14 protein-coding genes and 2 pseudogenes are annotated in these 16,604 nt (G+C 52.2%); all 16 read left to right on the forward strand.

What is annotated here, in order from left to right; all coding sequences use genetic code 11:
• The first annotated feature begins 6 nt into the window (after positions 1-6).
• Entirely contained in the window at positions 7-597 is a 591-nt protein-coding gene (gene hisB, locus LKD70_RS01545; protein ID WP_227706295.1) for an imidazoleglycerol-phosphate dehydratase HisB, read from the forward strand.
• 46 nt (positions 598-643) lie between these two features.
• Positions 644-1,024, forward strand: a pseudogene (locus tag LKD70_RS18670) (HisA/HisF-related TIM barrel protein); the annotation flags it as partial.
• 288 nt (positions 1,025-1,312) lie between these two features.
• Positions 1,313-1,927 carry a bifunctional phosphoribosyl-AMP cyclohydrolase/phosphoribosyl-ATP diphosphatase HisIE gene (gene hisIE, locus LKD70_RS18675; protein WP_456115004.1) on the forward strand — a complete coding sequence of 205 codons (615 nt, stop codon included), beginning with the start codon at positions 1,313-1,315 and terminating at the stop codon, positions 1,925-1,927.
• Between the two features lie 279 nt (positions 1,928-2,206).
• Entirely contained in the window at positions 2,207-2,536 is a 330-nt protein-coding gene (locus LKD70_RS01555; RefSeq protein WP_227706297.1) for a hypothetical protein, read from the forward strand.
• Positions 2,537-2,690: 154 nt separating this feature from the next.
• Positions 2,691-3,410 (forward strand): response regulator transcription factor, encoded by a 720-nt coding sequence (locus tag LKD70_RS01560; protein ID WP_227706298.1) that lies wholly within the window; start codon positions 2,691-2,693, stop codon positions 3,408-3,410.
• Positions 3,407-4,462: a sensor histidine kinase gene (locus tag LKD70_RS01565; protein WP_227706299.1), complete on the forward strand. Its 1,056-nt coding sequence runs from the start codon at positions 3,407-3,409 to the stop codon at positions 4,460-4,462. Before LKD70_RS01560 ends, LKD70_RS01565 begins: the two co-directional genes overlap by 4 nt.
• A gap of 132 nt (positions 4,463-4,594) precedes the next feature.
• Positions 4,595-5,293, forward strand: a complete 699-nt coding sequence (locus LKD70_RS01570) for an ABC transporter ATP-binding protein (RefSeq protein WP_227706300.1) — start codon at positions 4,595-4,597, stop codon at positions 5,291-5,293.
• A complete protein-coding gene (locus LKD70_RS01575; RefSeq protein ID WP_227706301.1) occupies positions 5,293-7,857 on the forward strand; it encodes an ABC transporter permease in 2,565 nt (854 codons plus the stop codon). Before LKD70_RS01570 ends, LKD70_RS01575 begins: the two co-directional genes overlap by 1 nt.
• Before the next feature lie 153 nt (positions 7,858-8,010).
• A complete protein-coding gene (locus LKD70_RS01580; protein WP_227706302.1) occupies positions 8,011-8,682 on the forward strand; it encodes an ABC transporter ATP-binding protein in 672 nt (223 codons plus the stop codon).
• Positions 8,683-8,695: 13 nt separating this feature from the next.
• Entirely contained in the window at positions 8,696-11,251 is a 2,556-nt protein-coding gene (locus LKD70_RS01585) for an ABC transporter permease (RefSeq protein ID WP_227706303.1), read from the forward strand.
• A 167-nt stretch (positions 11,252-11,418) separates the two neighbouring features.
• A complete protein-coding gene (locus tag LKD70_RS01590; RefSeq protein WP_407690877.1) occupies positions 11,419-11,631 on the forward strand; it encodes a type II toxin-antitoxin system RelB/DinJ family antitoxin in 213 nt (70 codons plus the stop codon).
• Positions 11,628-11,720: pseudogene (locus LKD70_RS01595) on the forward strand (type II toxin-antitoxin system YoeB family toxin); the annotation flags it as partial. The gene LKD70_RS01590 and the pseudogene LKD70_RS01595, both read left to right, overlap by 4 nt.
• A gap of 19 nt (positions 11,721-11,739) precedes the next feature.
• Complete coding sequence (locus LKD70_RS01600; protein ID WP_227706304.1) at positions 11,740-11,976, forward strand: hypothetical protein; 237 nt, start codon at positions 11,740-11,742, stop codon at positions 11,974-11,976.
• Between the two features lie 176 nt (positions 11,977-12,152).
• Positions 12,153-13,037 carry a LysR family transcriptional regulator gene (locus tag LKD70_RS01605; protein ID WP_227706305.1) on the forward strand — a complete coding sequence of 295 codons (885 nt, stop codon included), beginning with the start codon at positions 12,153-12,155 and terminating at the stop codon, positions 13,035-13,037.
• A 169-nt stretch (positions 13,038-13,206) separates the two neighbouring features.
• Positions 13,207-14,046 carry an SDR family oxidoreductase gene (locus tag LKD70_RS01610; RefSeq protein ID WP_227706306.1) on the forward strand — a complete coding sequence of 280 codons (840 nt, stop codon included), beginning with the start codon at positions 13,207-13,209 and terminating at the stop codon, positions 14,044-14,046.
• Positions 14,047-14,287: 241 nt separating this feature from the next.
• A complete protein-coding gene (locus LKD70_RS01615) occupies positions 14,288-16,411 on the forward strand; it encodes a C1 family peptidase (protein WP_227706307.1) in 2,124 nt (707 codons plus the stop codon).
• Positions 16,412-16,604: the final 193 nt, after the last annotated feature.

Here is a 16,604-nt window from a genome sequence, read left to right on the forward strand (position 1 = left end):
ATAAAAGTGGAAAAACGTACAGCAGCGTGCGCAAGAACAACAAAAGAGACAGATATCTCTCTCACCCTCTGTTTGGACGGAGAGGGGAGGCACGATATTGATACAGGAGTTCCTTTTTTTGATCATATGCTGAGCGGGTTCGCAAGACACGGACTTTTCGATTTCTCGGTGAAAGTAAAAGGAGACCTGGAGGTGGACAGCCACCACACGGTTGAGGATACAGGAATTGTCCTCGGGCAGGCCATCGCGGAAGCAGTCGGAGACAAGACCGGCATAAAGAGGTACGGATACTTTATCCTCCCCATGGACGAGACGCTGGCGCTCTGCGCTGTCGACCTCTCCGGCAGACCGTATCTGAAATTTGACGCAGACTTTACCGTACCGCGCCTCGGCACACTGGATACGGAGATGATCCGGGAATTTTTCCAGGCGGTCGCCTACAGTGCCGGAATGAATCTTCATCTCAAGATACTGGAGAATGGAAACAATCATCACATGGCGGAAGCGCTGTTTAAAGCGTTTGGAAAAGCGCTTGACATGGCAGTGTCAGAAGAACCGAGAATGAAAGAGGTCTGGTCTACCAAGGGAACGCTGTAAGTATAATATGAACTGTTAAAAAAATACAAGAAGGAGAAGAGCCATCATGAGCTATAAGAGACTGACCCCGTGCATTTTTATCGCCGGAGGCAAAGCGGTCAAGTGGTTTGACGACAGAACTGCCCTCTCTGACGATGTCGTATCCCTTGCCAAGCATTACAATGATAAAGGCGCAGACGAGCTGATCGTATTCGATCTGTCCGGTTCGGACGATGAGCACGATGAAGCCATCGACCTTATAAAGAAAATTAACCGGGTGATCAGTATTCCCATGATCGCCGGAGGCAATATCCGCCGGACCGAGGATGTGAAAAAAATACTGTACGCCGGCGCAAAGCGCGCAATACTCAACTTTTCCAAACATCTTTCCATTGATCTGGTAGAAGAAGTGTCCAAGCGTTTCGGAAAAGAGCGCATCGCCGTATCTCTCAATGATTTCGACGCCCTGTTTAAGCAGCAGCACCTGATCGAGGAATACAGTACAGAGATCGTATTCATGCACAGGCTGGACCTCAATTCTGTCATGAACGTAACAAAACTCCCCTGTGTTGTTCTCACGGACACGATGGATCAGAGTGAAATTCTGCGCATCTTAAAATGTGACGGCGTAAAAGGTGTATCCGGCATGTATGTGAGCAGCCTGGATATGGACTTTAATGACTTCAAAGAGGTCTGTGCGGAGAGCGGAATCAAAATGACTTCCTTTGAAAGCATCATGGATTTCTCAGAATTCAAGCTCAACGCAGACGGCCTGATCCCGGTTGTTGTACAGGACTATAAGACAAACGAAGTGCTTATGGTCGCTTACATGAACGAGGAGGCTTTTGACAACACGGTAAAGACAGGCCGGATGACCTATTACAGCCGCAGCAGAAAGAGCCAGTGGGTGAAAGGCGAGACATCCGGACATTTCCAGTATGTCAAATCCCTCTCCATCGACTGTGACAAGGACACTCTGCTCGCAAAGGTAGAGCAGGTCGGCGCGGCCTGCCATACGGGAAACCGTTCCTGCTTCTACACGACCATCGTGGGTGCCGACTATGACGCTAAGAACCCGCTCCAGGTGTTTGAATCCGTCTACAACACGATCGTGGACCGCAGAGAACACCCGAAAGAAGGATCGTATACAAACTATCTCTTCGAGAAGGGAATCGACAAGATCTTAAAGAAAGTGGGCGAGGAGGCGACCGAGATCGTCATCGCCGCAAAGAATCCGAATCCCGAGGAGATCAAGTACGAGATCTCGGATTTCCTGTATCACGCTATGGTGCTTATGGTGGAGCGGGGCGTCACATGGGAAGACATCACAAACGAACTGGCAGACAGATAGCAGGACGGATGAGCGGGATATATCAGGAATCAGCTGACGGTGAAATTCCGTAAAGGGCGTTGCACCGCTCAGCCATTTTCCGCATACAGAAAGAGACAGAGGCATAAGCTGTTGTAAAGAGACAACCGCTTTTGGCTCTGTTTTTTGTACCGGAGGTGCGCAGAAGTCCGGGCCTGCCCCAGATCACGGCGGCCGCTTTTTGTCGCCGTAATGTACCTTCTGGCGTTTCCGGTAACTGGAACAGGCAGAAGCTTGTAAAAACGGAAAAGGAAGTGCGCCATGAACGATTCTGAACGCAGAAGGAGAGAGCTTCTCCGCCAGACAAGGAAGCTTTATGAAGAGAGGGGAACGATCCCCGCCGTACATCCGAGATACGGAAGGATCTACCATGATCTTTACAGAGAGCATACCGATGAAAACAGAGAGCTTTCCGGAGGGAGTTTTTACCTCCGTCTCGTAATCGGGATCTTATGTTTTGTCTGCTTTGTCTATATGGATCAGAGCCGCGACGAGGCTGTCCATGCCGGAAGCAGCGCTATTGTGGAACAGATAGGAAATGATCTTGACGAGGAGGCGGACGCAATTATTGAAGCGTGGAAAAACATGTAAAAAGCTTTTGCCTGTAATTTCTTTGCAAAATCTGTGCTGAAAATACCGGCTCAGGATATGGATTTTCCCCGGAAACTATAGTAAAATGGATAAGGTTTTCAGGCCGGAATTTCCGGCTGGAAAGACCTGTAAACAAACCTCAAGGAGACCTTCCATGAAAATACTTGTCGTAGAGGATGACCTGACATTAAGCGCGGGTCTGTGTTTTGAACTTGATACAGGCGGCTATCTGACCGTGGCCGCTTACAACTGCCAAAAAGCCCGGATTCTTTTAAAAGAACAGGTCTTTGATCTTGTCCTGCTGGATGTGAACCTCCCGGACGGAAGCGGATTTGACCTCTGCCGCGAAATCAAAGAACAGGATGAAGATCTTCCCGTTCTTTTTCTGACAGCGAACGATCTGGACGAGGACGTAATCAGCGGCTTCGAGCTCGGGGCGGACGACTATATCACGAAGCCTTTCAACACGAAAGTCCTTCTCAAGCGGATGGAAGTGGCGCTTCGCAGAAAGAGGCACTTAGAACACCCGGACGCGGAAGAAAAAGACCGGGATCTCTGGAGAGATGAAAAAGACGGGTTCCTTATGATTGATTTCGGTGCGCTGACTGTAAGCGCGGGCGGCGAGAAGACAGCCGTCACCCCGAATGAATATAAGCTGCTGCGCGCGCTCACCGGACATGCCGGAAATGTGGTGACGAGACAGTTTCTTCTGGAGAGTCTCTGGGACAGCGAAGGGAATTTTATCGATGACCACACACTGACGGTGACGATGAACCGTCTCCGCTCGAAGATCGAAGACCAGGATCACTCCTATATCCAGACCGTGCGGGGAATGGGCTATATATGGACGGGAGGAAAGGGAGGAAACGGATGAATCAGATGAATCAGAAGAAGAATCGAAGAAGAAATCAGAATCGGGATCGGATCACAAAGGCGGCCCTTGCCATGACGGCCGCCTTTTCTGCGGGCGCCCTTATCTGGATCTGCCGGACACAGATCGCCCGTCCTTCCGTGCGTTACGGAATCCTTGCCGCTGCAGCCGGCATTTTTCTTGCGGCGTGGCTCTGGTCGCTTTTCCAGCGCAGGCAGGTATCGTCATTTGCCGATACTCTCTGCCGGGAGCTGGACGATATGATGGAGGGACGAAGCCTTGACACGGACAGTCTCTATGAAGACACGCTGACGGCCAGAGTGCAGGGGAAACTTCTGAAATTCTACGAGGTGGCGGAAGAGACAAGAGCCCAGAGCAGGAGAGACAAGGAGACGATTCAGGCGCTTGTAAGCGACATCTCCCACCAGGTCAAAACGCCCATCGCCAACATCCGCATGTTTACCGGAATTTTAAAAGATCACAGCCTGTCCGATGAGAAGCGGGCCGAGTTTCTCGACCTGATGGACAACCAGGCTGCAAAGCTCGATTTTCTTATGCAGTCGCTGATCAAAATGTCGCGGCTTGAAGTCGGCACCTTTGTGCTCCACGTGGAAGAGTGCTCCCTCTACGAGACAGTCGCCCGCTCCGTCAGCCTTGTGTGGACGAAGGCGGAACAAAAAGACATCTCCCTCACTGTGGAGTGTGAGAGCGGCATCATGGTCAGACACGATTCCAAGTGGACCGCCGAAGCGCTCGGAAACATACTGGACAATGCGGTGAAATATACGCCCAGAGGCGGGCAGATCAAAATACGCGTGCGCCCGTGGCAGATGTACACAAGGATCGATCTGTCGGATACCGGAATCGGCATTGACCCGGAACATTATCACGACATCTTCAAGCGGTTTTACCGTGCCCAGGAAGTGGCGGGAGAGGAGGGCGTTGGTCTCGGGCTCTATCTCGCAAATGAGATCATCCACCTTCAGAAAGGCTACATCACTGTAAAGTCCGAAAAGGGAAAGGGAAGCACTTTTACCGTGTACCTTCTCAATTAATACGGGCGGAGCAGCAGAGCCGCAGTAGATACGCTGATGCGTCTTTGCGAAAGGGCCGGTCTGAACGGGCGCTGAATTACGCGGCCTGTCCGGCACACAGAATGCGAATAAGAGGAAGGGAGAAGAGATAAAATGACAGAATATACAGCAGATCAGATCACCGCATCGGTGGAAGGCATAAAAAAATATTACGGGAAAGGCCCGAATCTTGTAAAGGCGCTTGACGGAGTCAGCCTGAAAATCGAAAGGGGAAAGTTCACCATGATTATCGGTACATCAGGGAGCGGAAAGACGACGTTCTTAAATCTTCTCGGAGGCCAGGACCGCCCCACGGAGGGGAAGATCTTTGTGGACGGAACTCGGATTGACACGCTTCGTGAACCGGAGCTGGCCGTATACCGCCGGAATAAAGTCGGCTTCATCTACCAGAACTTCAACCTGATCCCCATGCTTACCGTCAGGGAGAATATCCTCTTTTCTCAGGATATGGGAAACCTGAAACCGGATCCGGGATTTTTTGACGAGATCACTGAAACCCTTGGCTTAAAAGACCGGCTTGACGCCTGCCCGGGAGAGCTGTCCGGAGGAGGACAGCAGAAGGCTGCCATCGCAAGAGCGCTGATCGGACGCCCCTCCCTTGTCCTTGCCGACGAGCCCACCGGAAATCTGGACACGAAAAGCAGCCAGAATGTGCTTGCCCTTTTAAGGCTTATGAACGAGCGGTACCACCAGACCATCGTCATGATCACCCACAACCTGGAGATCGCCCAGATGGCGGACCGGGTTCTTCGAATGGAGGACGGAAAAATCGTCTCAGGGGAGGCGCTGTAATGGGAATCCTTAAGAACAACAACCGGGCCGCCTGCATCCGGCTTGCCGTAAAATGTCTCAAAAGCGCAAAGATCCACACATTCTTTCTCGGCGCTTCGGTTTTTCTGACCGCCCTTCTGTATACCGTGTCCTTCTGCATGACAGACGGAATCCGCGCCGCCTATCTGCTGGACGACCAGGTGGAGTACGGCTCTGCGAGCCATATTATCTTCAGCGGTCTCTCTGAAGATCAGGCCGACCGCATCTCCGTCCACGAAAGCGTAGAGGAGAGTGCACGGATGGACTCTCTCGGCACGTTAAGCGATGCGGTTCTCGAATACCGGCAGATCTATCTTGCAAAAGCTGACGCGGACTATGCACAGACCCAGAGCGCCGTTCCGACAGAGGGACGGATGCCCCGGGCGGAAGGGGAGATTGCCCTGGACACATTGACTTTAGACTCTCTGGGCCTTCCCCACAGGACGGGAGAGACTGTGTATCTTGCATGGACTCCGTTTTCCGGAGGGGAGTCTGTCCGCTCGGCGTTCACCCTCTGCGGCTTCTGGGATACCGAGAGCGCCCACACCGAGTCCTGCGCATGGATCTCGGAAGATGCATTTTCCAATCTGAAAGAGATCTACGGGGGAAGTGAAAAAATCACTCTCGGCGTAAAGCTGTATCAGCCCGGTGATCTGGAAGACCAGGCAGAGAAGATTCTCTCGGACTTAGGGATCGAAGGAATCTCCTGGTCTACAAACCTGGCCTGGAATCCGGCCCGCATCGCGGCGGCCGAACAGGAGACGTATGAGTACCTTGTGGCGGTTGTCTTTGTCATCCTCTGCGGTTTTCTTCTCATTTACAATCTGCTCCTGATCGCACTGAGAGAGAGACTCTCCCTGCTGGCGTCCGTAAAGTCGCTCGGCATGACGCCGGCGCAGACCGGGGTGTTCTCTTCCGCGCTGGTGCTCATCCCGGCGGTGATTGTCGTTCCCTTCGGGATTCTGGCCGGGTTTCTGATCTTTATTTTGAACGGACCTGATTTCCTTGAGGCGATGACAGGCGTGCGGATCAGCGTCCGGACCCTCTCCGTGCTGCCTCTCATGCTGGCCGCCCTCTTTTCTCTTCTGACGGCATGGGCCGCAGGACGGGCAGCGCTTGGCCGCCTGAGAGGAAAGTCACCTGCGCAGATCCGGCAGATTCTGGAGCGGAAGACGGCCTTCTCCGGGAGAGCCGGAAACCGCGGAAAAGTCACTGTCTTCCGCCTGGCATTGCGCTCTTTAAGAGTGCGCAGAGGCTCCCTTTTCGCGGCCGCACTTTCCCTGCTCCTTTCCTCCCTCCTTTTAGGAGCCATGTACATCCGCTATATCAGCTATGACGGAGATTACTATGCGGCGGAAAGCTTCTTAAGCGACTATTCTCTTATCGACTCTTCCTGTGCTTCGGACTACCAGCGCTATAACGAGCAGGCTGGCAATATCCCGTCCGCTCTCGGCGAAGAGATCCGCGCCCTGAACTGTGTGGAAGAATACGGAGAATTTTTAACCCATGAGGTGGATCTTCAGGCTGATGACAGTCTGAGAAACCTTGTCGTGGATTTCTACGACGCGCCGTTCGACGGCGCCGGCGGCATGACCCGTAAAGAATCCATGGAAGGGGATCCGGAGTGGATACAGGGACTGGAAAAACTGGAAGAAACCGGCACATACCGCAGCGTCCTGATCGGAGCGGACGGTCTGGCACTTGACTGCGCCCTGTACTATGAACTTTTAAGCGGCAGCTTCGATGCGGAAAGGTTCGCATCCGGCGACTATGTGCTCGCCGTAGGCGCCAGCTCCGCGGAAGGCGTCTCGGCCGCTCCCGCAGGAAGCACGGTTGTCATCGGAGGAAAGACCTTCACCGTCATGGCCACCGTGCAGGAGTGGGGCATTGTCCCAAGCGGGCGAAACAGCAGGGAATCCGCCTTCTGTCTGAATTATGTGATGCCGCCGGCTGCGCTTAAAGAACTGTATCCGGAGACGAATATCCGTCAGATCATGGTAAATACGGTTCCGGGCGGGGAAGCAGAGTTTGAGTCCTTCCTCTCGGAAAACAGCGCGGACGGAATCACAGTCAGCCGGAGATCCGAGACAATGGACAATTTCTGGAGAGAAGTCCGGGCCGTTGTGGCAGTGGGGACGCTCACCGGAATCCTGCTTCTGGCGGCAGGAATCCTGAACTTCTTAAACGTGACCGTTTCAAGAGTGTTCGCAAGATACCGGGAGTTTGCGCTCTACCAGAGTCTCGGCATGCAGAAAAACCAGCTCAGACGGCTTGTTCTCTACGAGGGCCTGATCTACGCCGGTGTCTGCATTCTCGGGATTCTGCCCCTTGCGGCCGTGGGTCTGAAGTACGGGATGAACGCCTTCTACAACAGCGATCTTGCCTATTTAAGCAACAATGACTGGGCAGTGACTTACCGGTATTCTGCCGCACCGCTCTGGATCATCGCGGGGATCATCCTTCTGATCGGAGCTTTCATGCCTCAGATCTGCCTTTCCGTCACGGAGCGGCAGAGCGTGGTGGACCGCATCCGGTATAAAGAATAGCTCAATATAAGAGCTGCCTAATACAAAGTAAAGATAAAAGTTACAAAAGTGTACCATGCAAGTACCTTTATTTTGACTCTCCTCTGGTACGATGAATATACGGAACTTCTGAGGAAAACAGAATTCCTTAACGCAGTACAAGGAGGAGAAGACATGGATGCAATCTTAAAGGCCACTGGCCTGAAAAAATATTACGGCAAAGGCGAGGCGCTTGTCAAAGCACTGGACGGCGTGGATCTGGAGATCGAGCGCGGAAAATTCACCGCCATCATCGGCACGTCCGGCTCGGGGAAATCCACCCTTTTAAATATGCTGGGCGGACTGGACACCCCCAGCGAGGGGAGCATCCGCATCGGCGACACCGAGCTTGCGAAGCTCTCCAGCGAGGAGGCGACCGTATTCCGGCGCAGGCAGATCGGCTTCATCTTTCAGAACTATAACCTTGTTCCCGTATTGAGCGTGTGGGAGAATATTATCTTCCCCATCTCTCTGGACGGGAAAAAGCCGGACAAAAAGTTTATCCGGGAGATCGTCAGACTCCTGGGACTTGAGAAAAAACTGGACAGCCTTCCCGGCCAGCTCTCGGGAGGACAGCAGCAGAGAGTGGCGATCGCCCGGGCTCTCGCAAGCAAACCGTCCATTATCCTGGCCGACGAGCCTACCGGAAACCTGGACTCCCATACAAGCGGCGATGTGATCGGGCTTCTCAAAATGACCGGAAGAGAGTTCCGTCAGACCATCGTCATGATCACCCACAATCCTGAAATTGCAGAGATGGCGGACCGTATCATACGGATTGAAGACGGCCGCATCGCAGAGCAGTAAGGAGGTGGCACCCGTGAAAAAAGAGTTTCAGCCGGTAAAGACATTAAACAGACGCACCTTCCGCAAAAACCGGGGAAGGAACATCGTGGCCGTACTCGCCATCCTGATGACGACGATTATGTTTACCACGCTTTTTACACTGGCCCAGAGCATGAACCGGAACATGGTGGAAATGATGTTCCGTCAGAGCGGATACGACGCCCACGTCTCCTTCAAGTCGATCACAGAGGAGGAGGCCGAGAGTATCCGCTCCCATCCGGACGTACAGGAAGTGGGAGAGAGTACCGTGCTTGGCCTCGCCGAGAATACGGCTCTGAGCGGAATGCAGACAGAGATCCGCTGGGGAAGCGACAGCTATGCGTCCCATTCCTTCGCATTTCCCGAGGAGGGAAGAATGCCGGAGTCCGCGGACGAGATCGCCCTTGACACAAGAGTTCTGGACCGTCTCGGCATTCCTCATAAACTCGGTGAACGTGTGGAACTGTCGTGGAGAAAAGACTTAAACAGCGACGAGATGACCACGTCCACCTTCACCCTGTGCGGCTACTGGACAGGAAACGAGTCGAGCTATGCGGCCATGGCCTGGGTGAGCCCTGATTATGCCGGCGAGATGACAGACGGACTTGCCGCGCCAAAAGACGGTCAGGTTTTGGGTACCCATATGGCCCAGGTGACCCTGAACAGCGACCGGGATATCGAAAGCACAATGAACCGGGTGCTGGAAGATAAGGGACTTGAAAATCTGGAGTACGGCGTAAACCTCGCGTGGCTCCCGGAGACAAACACAGCGGCCTTTGAGCAGAGTCTTCCCATGTATCTCGGAATGATCCTTGTCTTCCTGGCAGGGTATCTCATCATTTACAACATCTTCCAGATCGGCGTGACAGCGGACGTTCAGTTCTACGGAAGGCTGAAGACACTCGGCATGACCAACCGGCAGATCCGGAAACTGATCTACGGACAGGCAAACCGTCTCTGTCTCCTCGGCATCCCCGCAGGGCTCATCCTCGGATGGCTCTTAGGCGTTGTGCTTGTCCCCGTTCTTCTCGGAATGATGGAAGGAGAGCATATTGTCTCTGCGAACCCGGTGATCTTTATCGGTTCCGCACTCTTCACGTGGCTGACCGTGCTGATCTCATGCCTCCGTCCCGCAAGAATGGCCGGAAAAGTGTCACCCATCGAGGCGCTTCGCGCAAGCGACGCATCCACCGGAGGAAAGAAGAAGAGAAAGCGCAGCCAGGGCTCGGCTTCCGTCACATCCATGGCGTGGGCCAATCTGGGGCGGAACAAAAAGCGTACAGTGACGGTGATCTGCTCCCTCTCTCTCGGGCTTGTCCTTCTTTGCTCTTTCTATGCAAAGAACGCGGCCTTTGACATGGACAAATACCTGGAGTGGCTGACAATCGCTGACTTCCAGCTCTCGGACGCGACCCACGAAGACCGGACAAACGGCTACGATCCGCAGGGAACGACGTTAAACGATGATCTGATCGAAGAACTCTCCGGCGCGGAAGGCGTGACAGAGACCGGACACCAGTATTCCCACCAGTTCCTCTGGCAGATGGACGAAACGACACAGGACAACTTCCGCCAGTATTATACAGAGGAGCGTCTGGCAGACTGGGCGTCCTACAATGAGGCACAGGCCGCGTCCATGGAGAAGAATATCCAGACCGGGGAGATCTCTGCTGTGATCTTCGGACTGGACGGCATCCCGCTTGATACGATCACGTCGGAAACGTACATTCAGTCAGGAGAGTATGATCCGGAAGCCTTTGCCACCGGAGAATATATCCTCGCAGTCGGTCCCGCGACGGAACCGGAGTACCTCACCGATCCGGTTCTTCCCGCGCCCTCTGTCGGGAGCACAGTCACCCTGGAAGGAAAAACGTACACGGTCATGGCCGTCGTATATCCGCTTTCATCCGTAGACGGCGGCGCATCCGAAATCGGCACGGAAAGTTCCCAGGAACTCCACTTTATCATCCCGTCCGATACCTTCCGGGAGCAGTGGCCGGACAATACCCTGCGCCAGTTCTTCCTAAATGCGGAAGACGGCGCCGTCCCTGAGCTTCAGGCAATGATCGATGACTACACGGAAAGTGTGGACAGCAGCCTTCCTGTCACTTCCCGCCAGACCATGGCAGAGCAGTACGAGGAGGAGACCCGCTCATCCGCAGTCATGGGAAATGCCATCAGCCTGATCATCGCCCTGATCGGTATTCTGAATTTCATCAATTCCATGGCAACGGCCATCGTATCAAGGAAGCGGGAATTTGCCATGATCCAGAGTGTCGGCATGACGAAGCGCCAGCTCAGGCAGATGCTCATATCCGAGGGACTGTTCTACGCGCTCATCACGATTATTGTATCGCTGGTACTCAGTTCCATCGCCATCAGCACAGTCATCCGCGCGATGGTGGAGGGCGGCTACAGCACGTATCACTTTACCCTGCTGCCGCTTGCCGTGTGCGCGCCGGTCCTGATCGTGTTCGCAGTGATTGTGCCGTGGTTCTGTTTCCGGAATCTGGAGAGACAGAGTATTGTGGAGAGGCTGAGGATGGAGTAACAGTTCAGCTACGGACCGAACTGTTGCGATTCGTCACAAAACGTAATGAAAACTGCTTTCAATTTTCTTTATATTTGTCTATGATATAGATAGATTAAGAAAGGAGTGTTGCAAATGTCTCATACAGTGAATGTAAATTTCCGTCTGGATGAAGATGTAAAAAAAGTATGGAAAAAGCATGTGCAGAAATGGGACTGTCAATGACTGCTGCATTTACGATTTTTGCTAAAAAAGTCGGAAGAGAAAAACGTATCCCGTTTGAAGTTTCCGCAGATCCATTCTATTCTGAAAGCAACATGGCTAATTTAAAACGAGGAGTGGAAACGCTCAATGCAAACAAGGGAATCGAGCATGACCTTATCGAGGAAGAAGATGAATGAAAAAAATATGGTTTGATGAGGCCTGGGAAGATTATCTGTACTGGCAGACACAGGACAAAAAAACGTTAAAACGGATTAATCTGCTTGTATGAAGGAGTGGACGTCTCCATGCCGGAAGGCACGTATATGATTTTCCTTGATCTGACCGGATACTGCCGCCGCACCGGGAATACGCTGGACGCGGTAATCAAGGCCGGCTGGGACGTCGGTGTGTCATGGCAGGACGGAAGAGCGTTTCAGGGTCCGTGCCACATCCGCATGAATCTGGCATCCCCGTTTTCCCGCATTCAGGAGGCGTTTGACCGTCTGGACCGGTATGTTTTTCATGTGAATACGCAGTGCTGATGCTGCAATTGCAATTTACTTTACTCCAAAATTCCTCTATTATAAAAGAAAATTTGTTACAGTGTAACTGGCACACATTACCTCTCGCGGCAGAAGCCGGACAAACATGCAGGCATGGACATCCATGTCCGCCCGGCGCGCTGTCCGCAGAGAAAAATGAAAGGCCAGGTGATTCTTTGCTGTTTCGGCAGATGAAATATTTCGCCGCTGTTGCGGACTGCAAAAGCTTTACAGAAGCGGCAGAACAGTGCTATATTTCCCAGTCCGCGATCTCCCAGCAGATCCGTGCTCTTGAAAAGGAACTCGGCGTGGAACTGATCCACCGCGAAAACCGGAAGTTCACCCTCACCCCTGCGGGAGAGTATTTCTACAGCCAGTGCCGGGGCATACTCGACGAGGCAGAAGCAGTCTGCAGGGAAACAGTCCGTATCGGACAGGATAACGAATCAGGACTCCGTATCGGATATCTGCTAAGCTACAGCGGACAGGAACTCCGCCAGGCGGTGGGGACATTTTCACAGCGTTATCCGGAAGTGTCGATCAGTATCGTCAGCGGGACACATGAAGAACTTTATGATCTGCTCCGGTTTGGCGGCGTGGATCTGATCCTGAGCGATCAGAGGAGAGCATTTTCCAGCTCGTATGCGAATTTCCAGCTTCTTCCGTGCGGTTGCAGTGCGGAGCTTTCCGTGAGAAATCCGTTAAGCGGAGAGGAATCCGTGGAGCTGGACAGCCTGAAACGGACACCCTGTATTTTCATTTCTTCTAAGGAACAGCAGAGAAAAGAGCAGGAGTACTATCAGAATACACTGGGATTCGGAGGAAAGTTTCTCTTTGCGGAGAGTCTGGAGGAAGGACGGCTGATGGTGGCCGGAAACCGGGGCTTTCTCCCGGTTGAGAGCGTGGGGACGCTGCCATACCCGGGAGAGACGGTCAGAAGAATCCCGATTGTTCAAAACGGGCAGCAGCTTATGAAAAATTACTGTGTGTTCTGGGTAAAAAAACAGACAAACTATTATATCGAAGAATTTGCAGAGATTCTCCGGGGGCTCCTTATCTGAGGGAGCCCTTTTTTGTACTGGCGACGAACCAAAGTCCGGATAAGTTTTACTTATCGTTTCCGTCCAAAACAAAAATTGACCCTCTTTATATCTTTGCTAAAATAAATAACTGAAAAGGCTGGCTTCCGTATCCAAGCAGCAGAGTATATCAGAAAAGAGGTCAAAGATCATGAAAAAAGACGTAATGATATTAACCGGAGCGGGACAGATCGGGATGGCCATCGCCCGCCGTATGGGGTCCGGCATGAAGATTGTAATCGGTGATAAAAAGCCGGAAAACGCACAGGCCATCGCCAAAATTATGAACGACGCAGGGTATGACGCCGATGCGTTTGAGATGGATCTCTCCTCCAGAGAATCTATCCGGAATCTGATCGCAAAAGCGCAGGAACACGGAGAGATCTCCATGCTTGTAAATGCGGCGGGCGTCTCTCCGAGTCAGGCCCCTGTCGAGGCGATCTTAAAAGTGGATCTGTACGGAACGGCCGTACTTCTCGAAGAGGTCGGAAAAGTGATAAAATCAGGCGGCGCCGGAGTGACCGTCTCCAGCCAGTCCGGTCACCGCATGCCGGCGCTTTCCCCTGAGGAGGACGAACTGCTCGCGTGTACGCCGACGAAGGAGCTTCTTAAGCTGGATATGCTCCGCCCGGGAAACATAAGGGACACGCTGCACGCCTATCAGATGGCAAAGCGGTGCAATGTAAAGCGGGTTATGTCAGAATCCGTAAAATGGGGAGAGCGGGGTGCCCGCATCAACTCCATCTCCCCGGGAATCATCGTGACGCCGCTTGCCATCGACGAGTTTAACGGTCCCCGCGGAGACTTCTATAAAAACATGTTCGCCAGGTGTCCGGCGGGACGTCCGGGAACCGCAGATGAAGTTGCAAATGCAGCGGAGCTTCTCCTTTCTGAAAAGGGTGCCTTTATCACAGGCGCGGATTTTCTGATTGACGGCGGAGCCACAGCTTCCTATTTCTACGGCCCGCTGAAGCCAGAGACTTCACACTGACAATTAAAACATTGTATTACCTGAAGCCAGACAGGAAAAATACCGGGGCACTTTGGTCCGCATGGACCGCAGTGCTCCGTTTTTCTTTTTCTAAAACCAACGCAGATTTTAAATTAATTTACAAAGTCAGTACCTTTTGCTATAATCTGATAATGGAAAAATAACACTTCCGTGCAGGAATCCGGCACAGAAGCAAAGATAAAGATAAGGAAAAATGAAAAGGAGAAAGGGCGAAAAAGAGATGAAAAAGCAAATAGCAGGAACGATAATTTCCTTTTTAATGATGGGAACCCTGTGCATGTCTCAGACACTGCCTGTCATGGCCACCGGGGAAGAGGATACTGTGTCTCTGACATCCGGGCAGTACATATCCGGGCGTCAGCCTTTAAGTGAGGAGCAGGAGAAATTATATCAGTATCCGGATCTGCCCGCGGTCAGTACCAATGCGCTTTATCCGGAAAAATTCGATCTCCGGGAACAGGGCCTTGTCACCCCGGTCAAAGACCAGGGGGTCTGGGGAACATGCTGGACGTTTGGCTTTCTGTCTGCCGCGGAAGGCAATCTGCTGAAGGAATATGGTATCAATACAGACCTTTCCGAACGTCATCTGGCATGGTTCCGGACACAGCCAGAGACTTCCGGTACCCAGAAAGGCGAGGGCATTAGCACCAGTATGCATCCATTTATGCTTGGCGGGACTATGTTCATGTCTATCTCCACTTTATCTGCGTGGAAGGGCGCAGTGCCGGAGGAGGAAGCTCCATACGATGAGCTGGCCTACGATTATTACGCAGATTGTTCTGTCGATGAAAGTGCGCGGTATCATTCCTCTTATCAGTTGAGGAATGTAAACTTCCTCCCCAATCCCACTGTGATGACAGAGGACGGGGAGTATGTTTACCGCCCGGAGGCGACAGAGATCATAAAAAGCGCGCTCATGGAGACAGGGGTTCTTGACGCCGGCTATTATGGAATTATGAACTATGACGAGAACTATTTTAATTCTGAGACAGGAGCGCAGTATACCTACGAGTACCAGCCGGCAAATCACGAGGTCAGCATCGTAGGATGGGATGATAATTATTCCAAAACGAACTTTACAGAAGGCTTTCAGCCTGAAGGTGACGGAGCATGGATCGTGAAAAACTCCTGGGGAGCAGACTGGGGATCCGGGTTTAGGGGCGACTGGGCCGGAGACGGCTATTTTTATCTGTCCTACTATGACAGAAGCCTGTGCGACGTCAATCAGATCAGTATGATCCCGGCTGAGTATGGAAACGATTATAATTATCAGTATGATTTTATTGGTGCCGCATATTTTTTGAATTTTAATAATGATGACGGTTCTGCCATACAGGGCGCGAATGTATATACCGTTCAGGGAAACGAACAGGTGAGCGCGGTTTCTGTATTCACGCCGTATGCAGATATGACTGTAACCGCCGATATCTACAGGCTGGATACAGATGCCGCCTCTCCTGCAGACGGAGAAAAGCTTTCCACTCAGCAGGTATTTTTCCCCTTTACAGGCTATCATGTAATAGAGCTGGACGAGCCGGCAATGCTCAGGGCCGGAGAAAAATTCGCGGTTGTAATTACGGCCATGACCCCGGATGGTCTGACATATATCAGTTTTGAAACCGGCACAAAAGAAGAAGTTTACAATAAAACCTATACTTCGGTAGTCAACGAAGGGGAAAGCTATGTCTTTACAGACGGGAAATGGGAAGACATGATTGTCATAAAAGACAGATATGAAGAAGAGATATTGGAAGGTCTGGGACAAGACGAAACCGTCGGTAATCTTTTGATCAAGGCATTTACAGACGAGATTCCTTCTGCGGAACTGACTTCACTGAAGGTCGAAAGCTTTGACTCATCCGGAGTGAATACCGGGGATGTACTGGAAGTCTCTCCGGCAGACCCGGCAATCACGCTCTCCGCAGACGCGGCATCCGCATCCTTTGAGACGGCTGTACAGCCTGAAGGGGGAAGTGCTGAGATAAAAATCGGAGACCGTATTTTGCAGCCCGGGGAAAAGATATCCGTCGAAGAGCTTCAGAATGCGGAAATTACAGTTACAACCTCCATAGACGGAGGACTCGGCAACACATATACCTTCACGGTTGATGTACAGAATACTGTTCCTCCGGAAGATAACAATGAAAGCGATACCGGACAAAACGGCAGCAGCACAGGTCAAAACGGAACTAACACCGAACCGGAGAGTACAGATTCCGCCGGGAATACGAAAAATGTACCCGATACGGGAGACGGCCGGGAAACAGCAGCACTGATCTACATAACCGCACTGATTGCGGGAGCGGCCGCTGCCTGTGCGGCATTTAAGAAAAAAAGATTATAAGTTGAGCTTAGTCGGCGGTCCTGAGTTACTGGTTTCGATGCCCCATGCCCCAAATGCATAATTGGTCCAGGACCGCCATCTGAAAAAGGAAGTCCTGATAATGCGGATCAAAGTCAGAAGCTGCCGCAATCATGCAGAAAGGGCATGGTGCGGCAGCTTTTCTGTGTATAGCTGTCCGGTTTATACAAGTGCT

Origin of the sequence: Ruminococcus turbiniformis, from assembly GCF_020687545.1 — a bacterium.
Classification (GTDB): Bacteria; Bacillota; Clostridia; order Lachnospirales; family Lachnospiraceae; genus Mediterraneibacter; species Mediterraneibacter turbiniformis.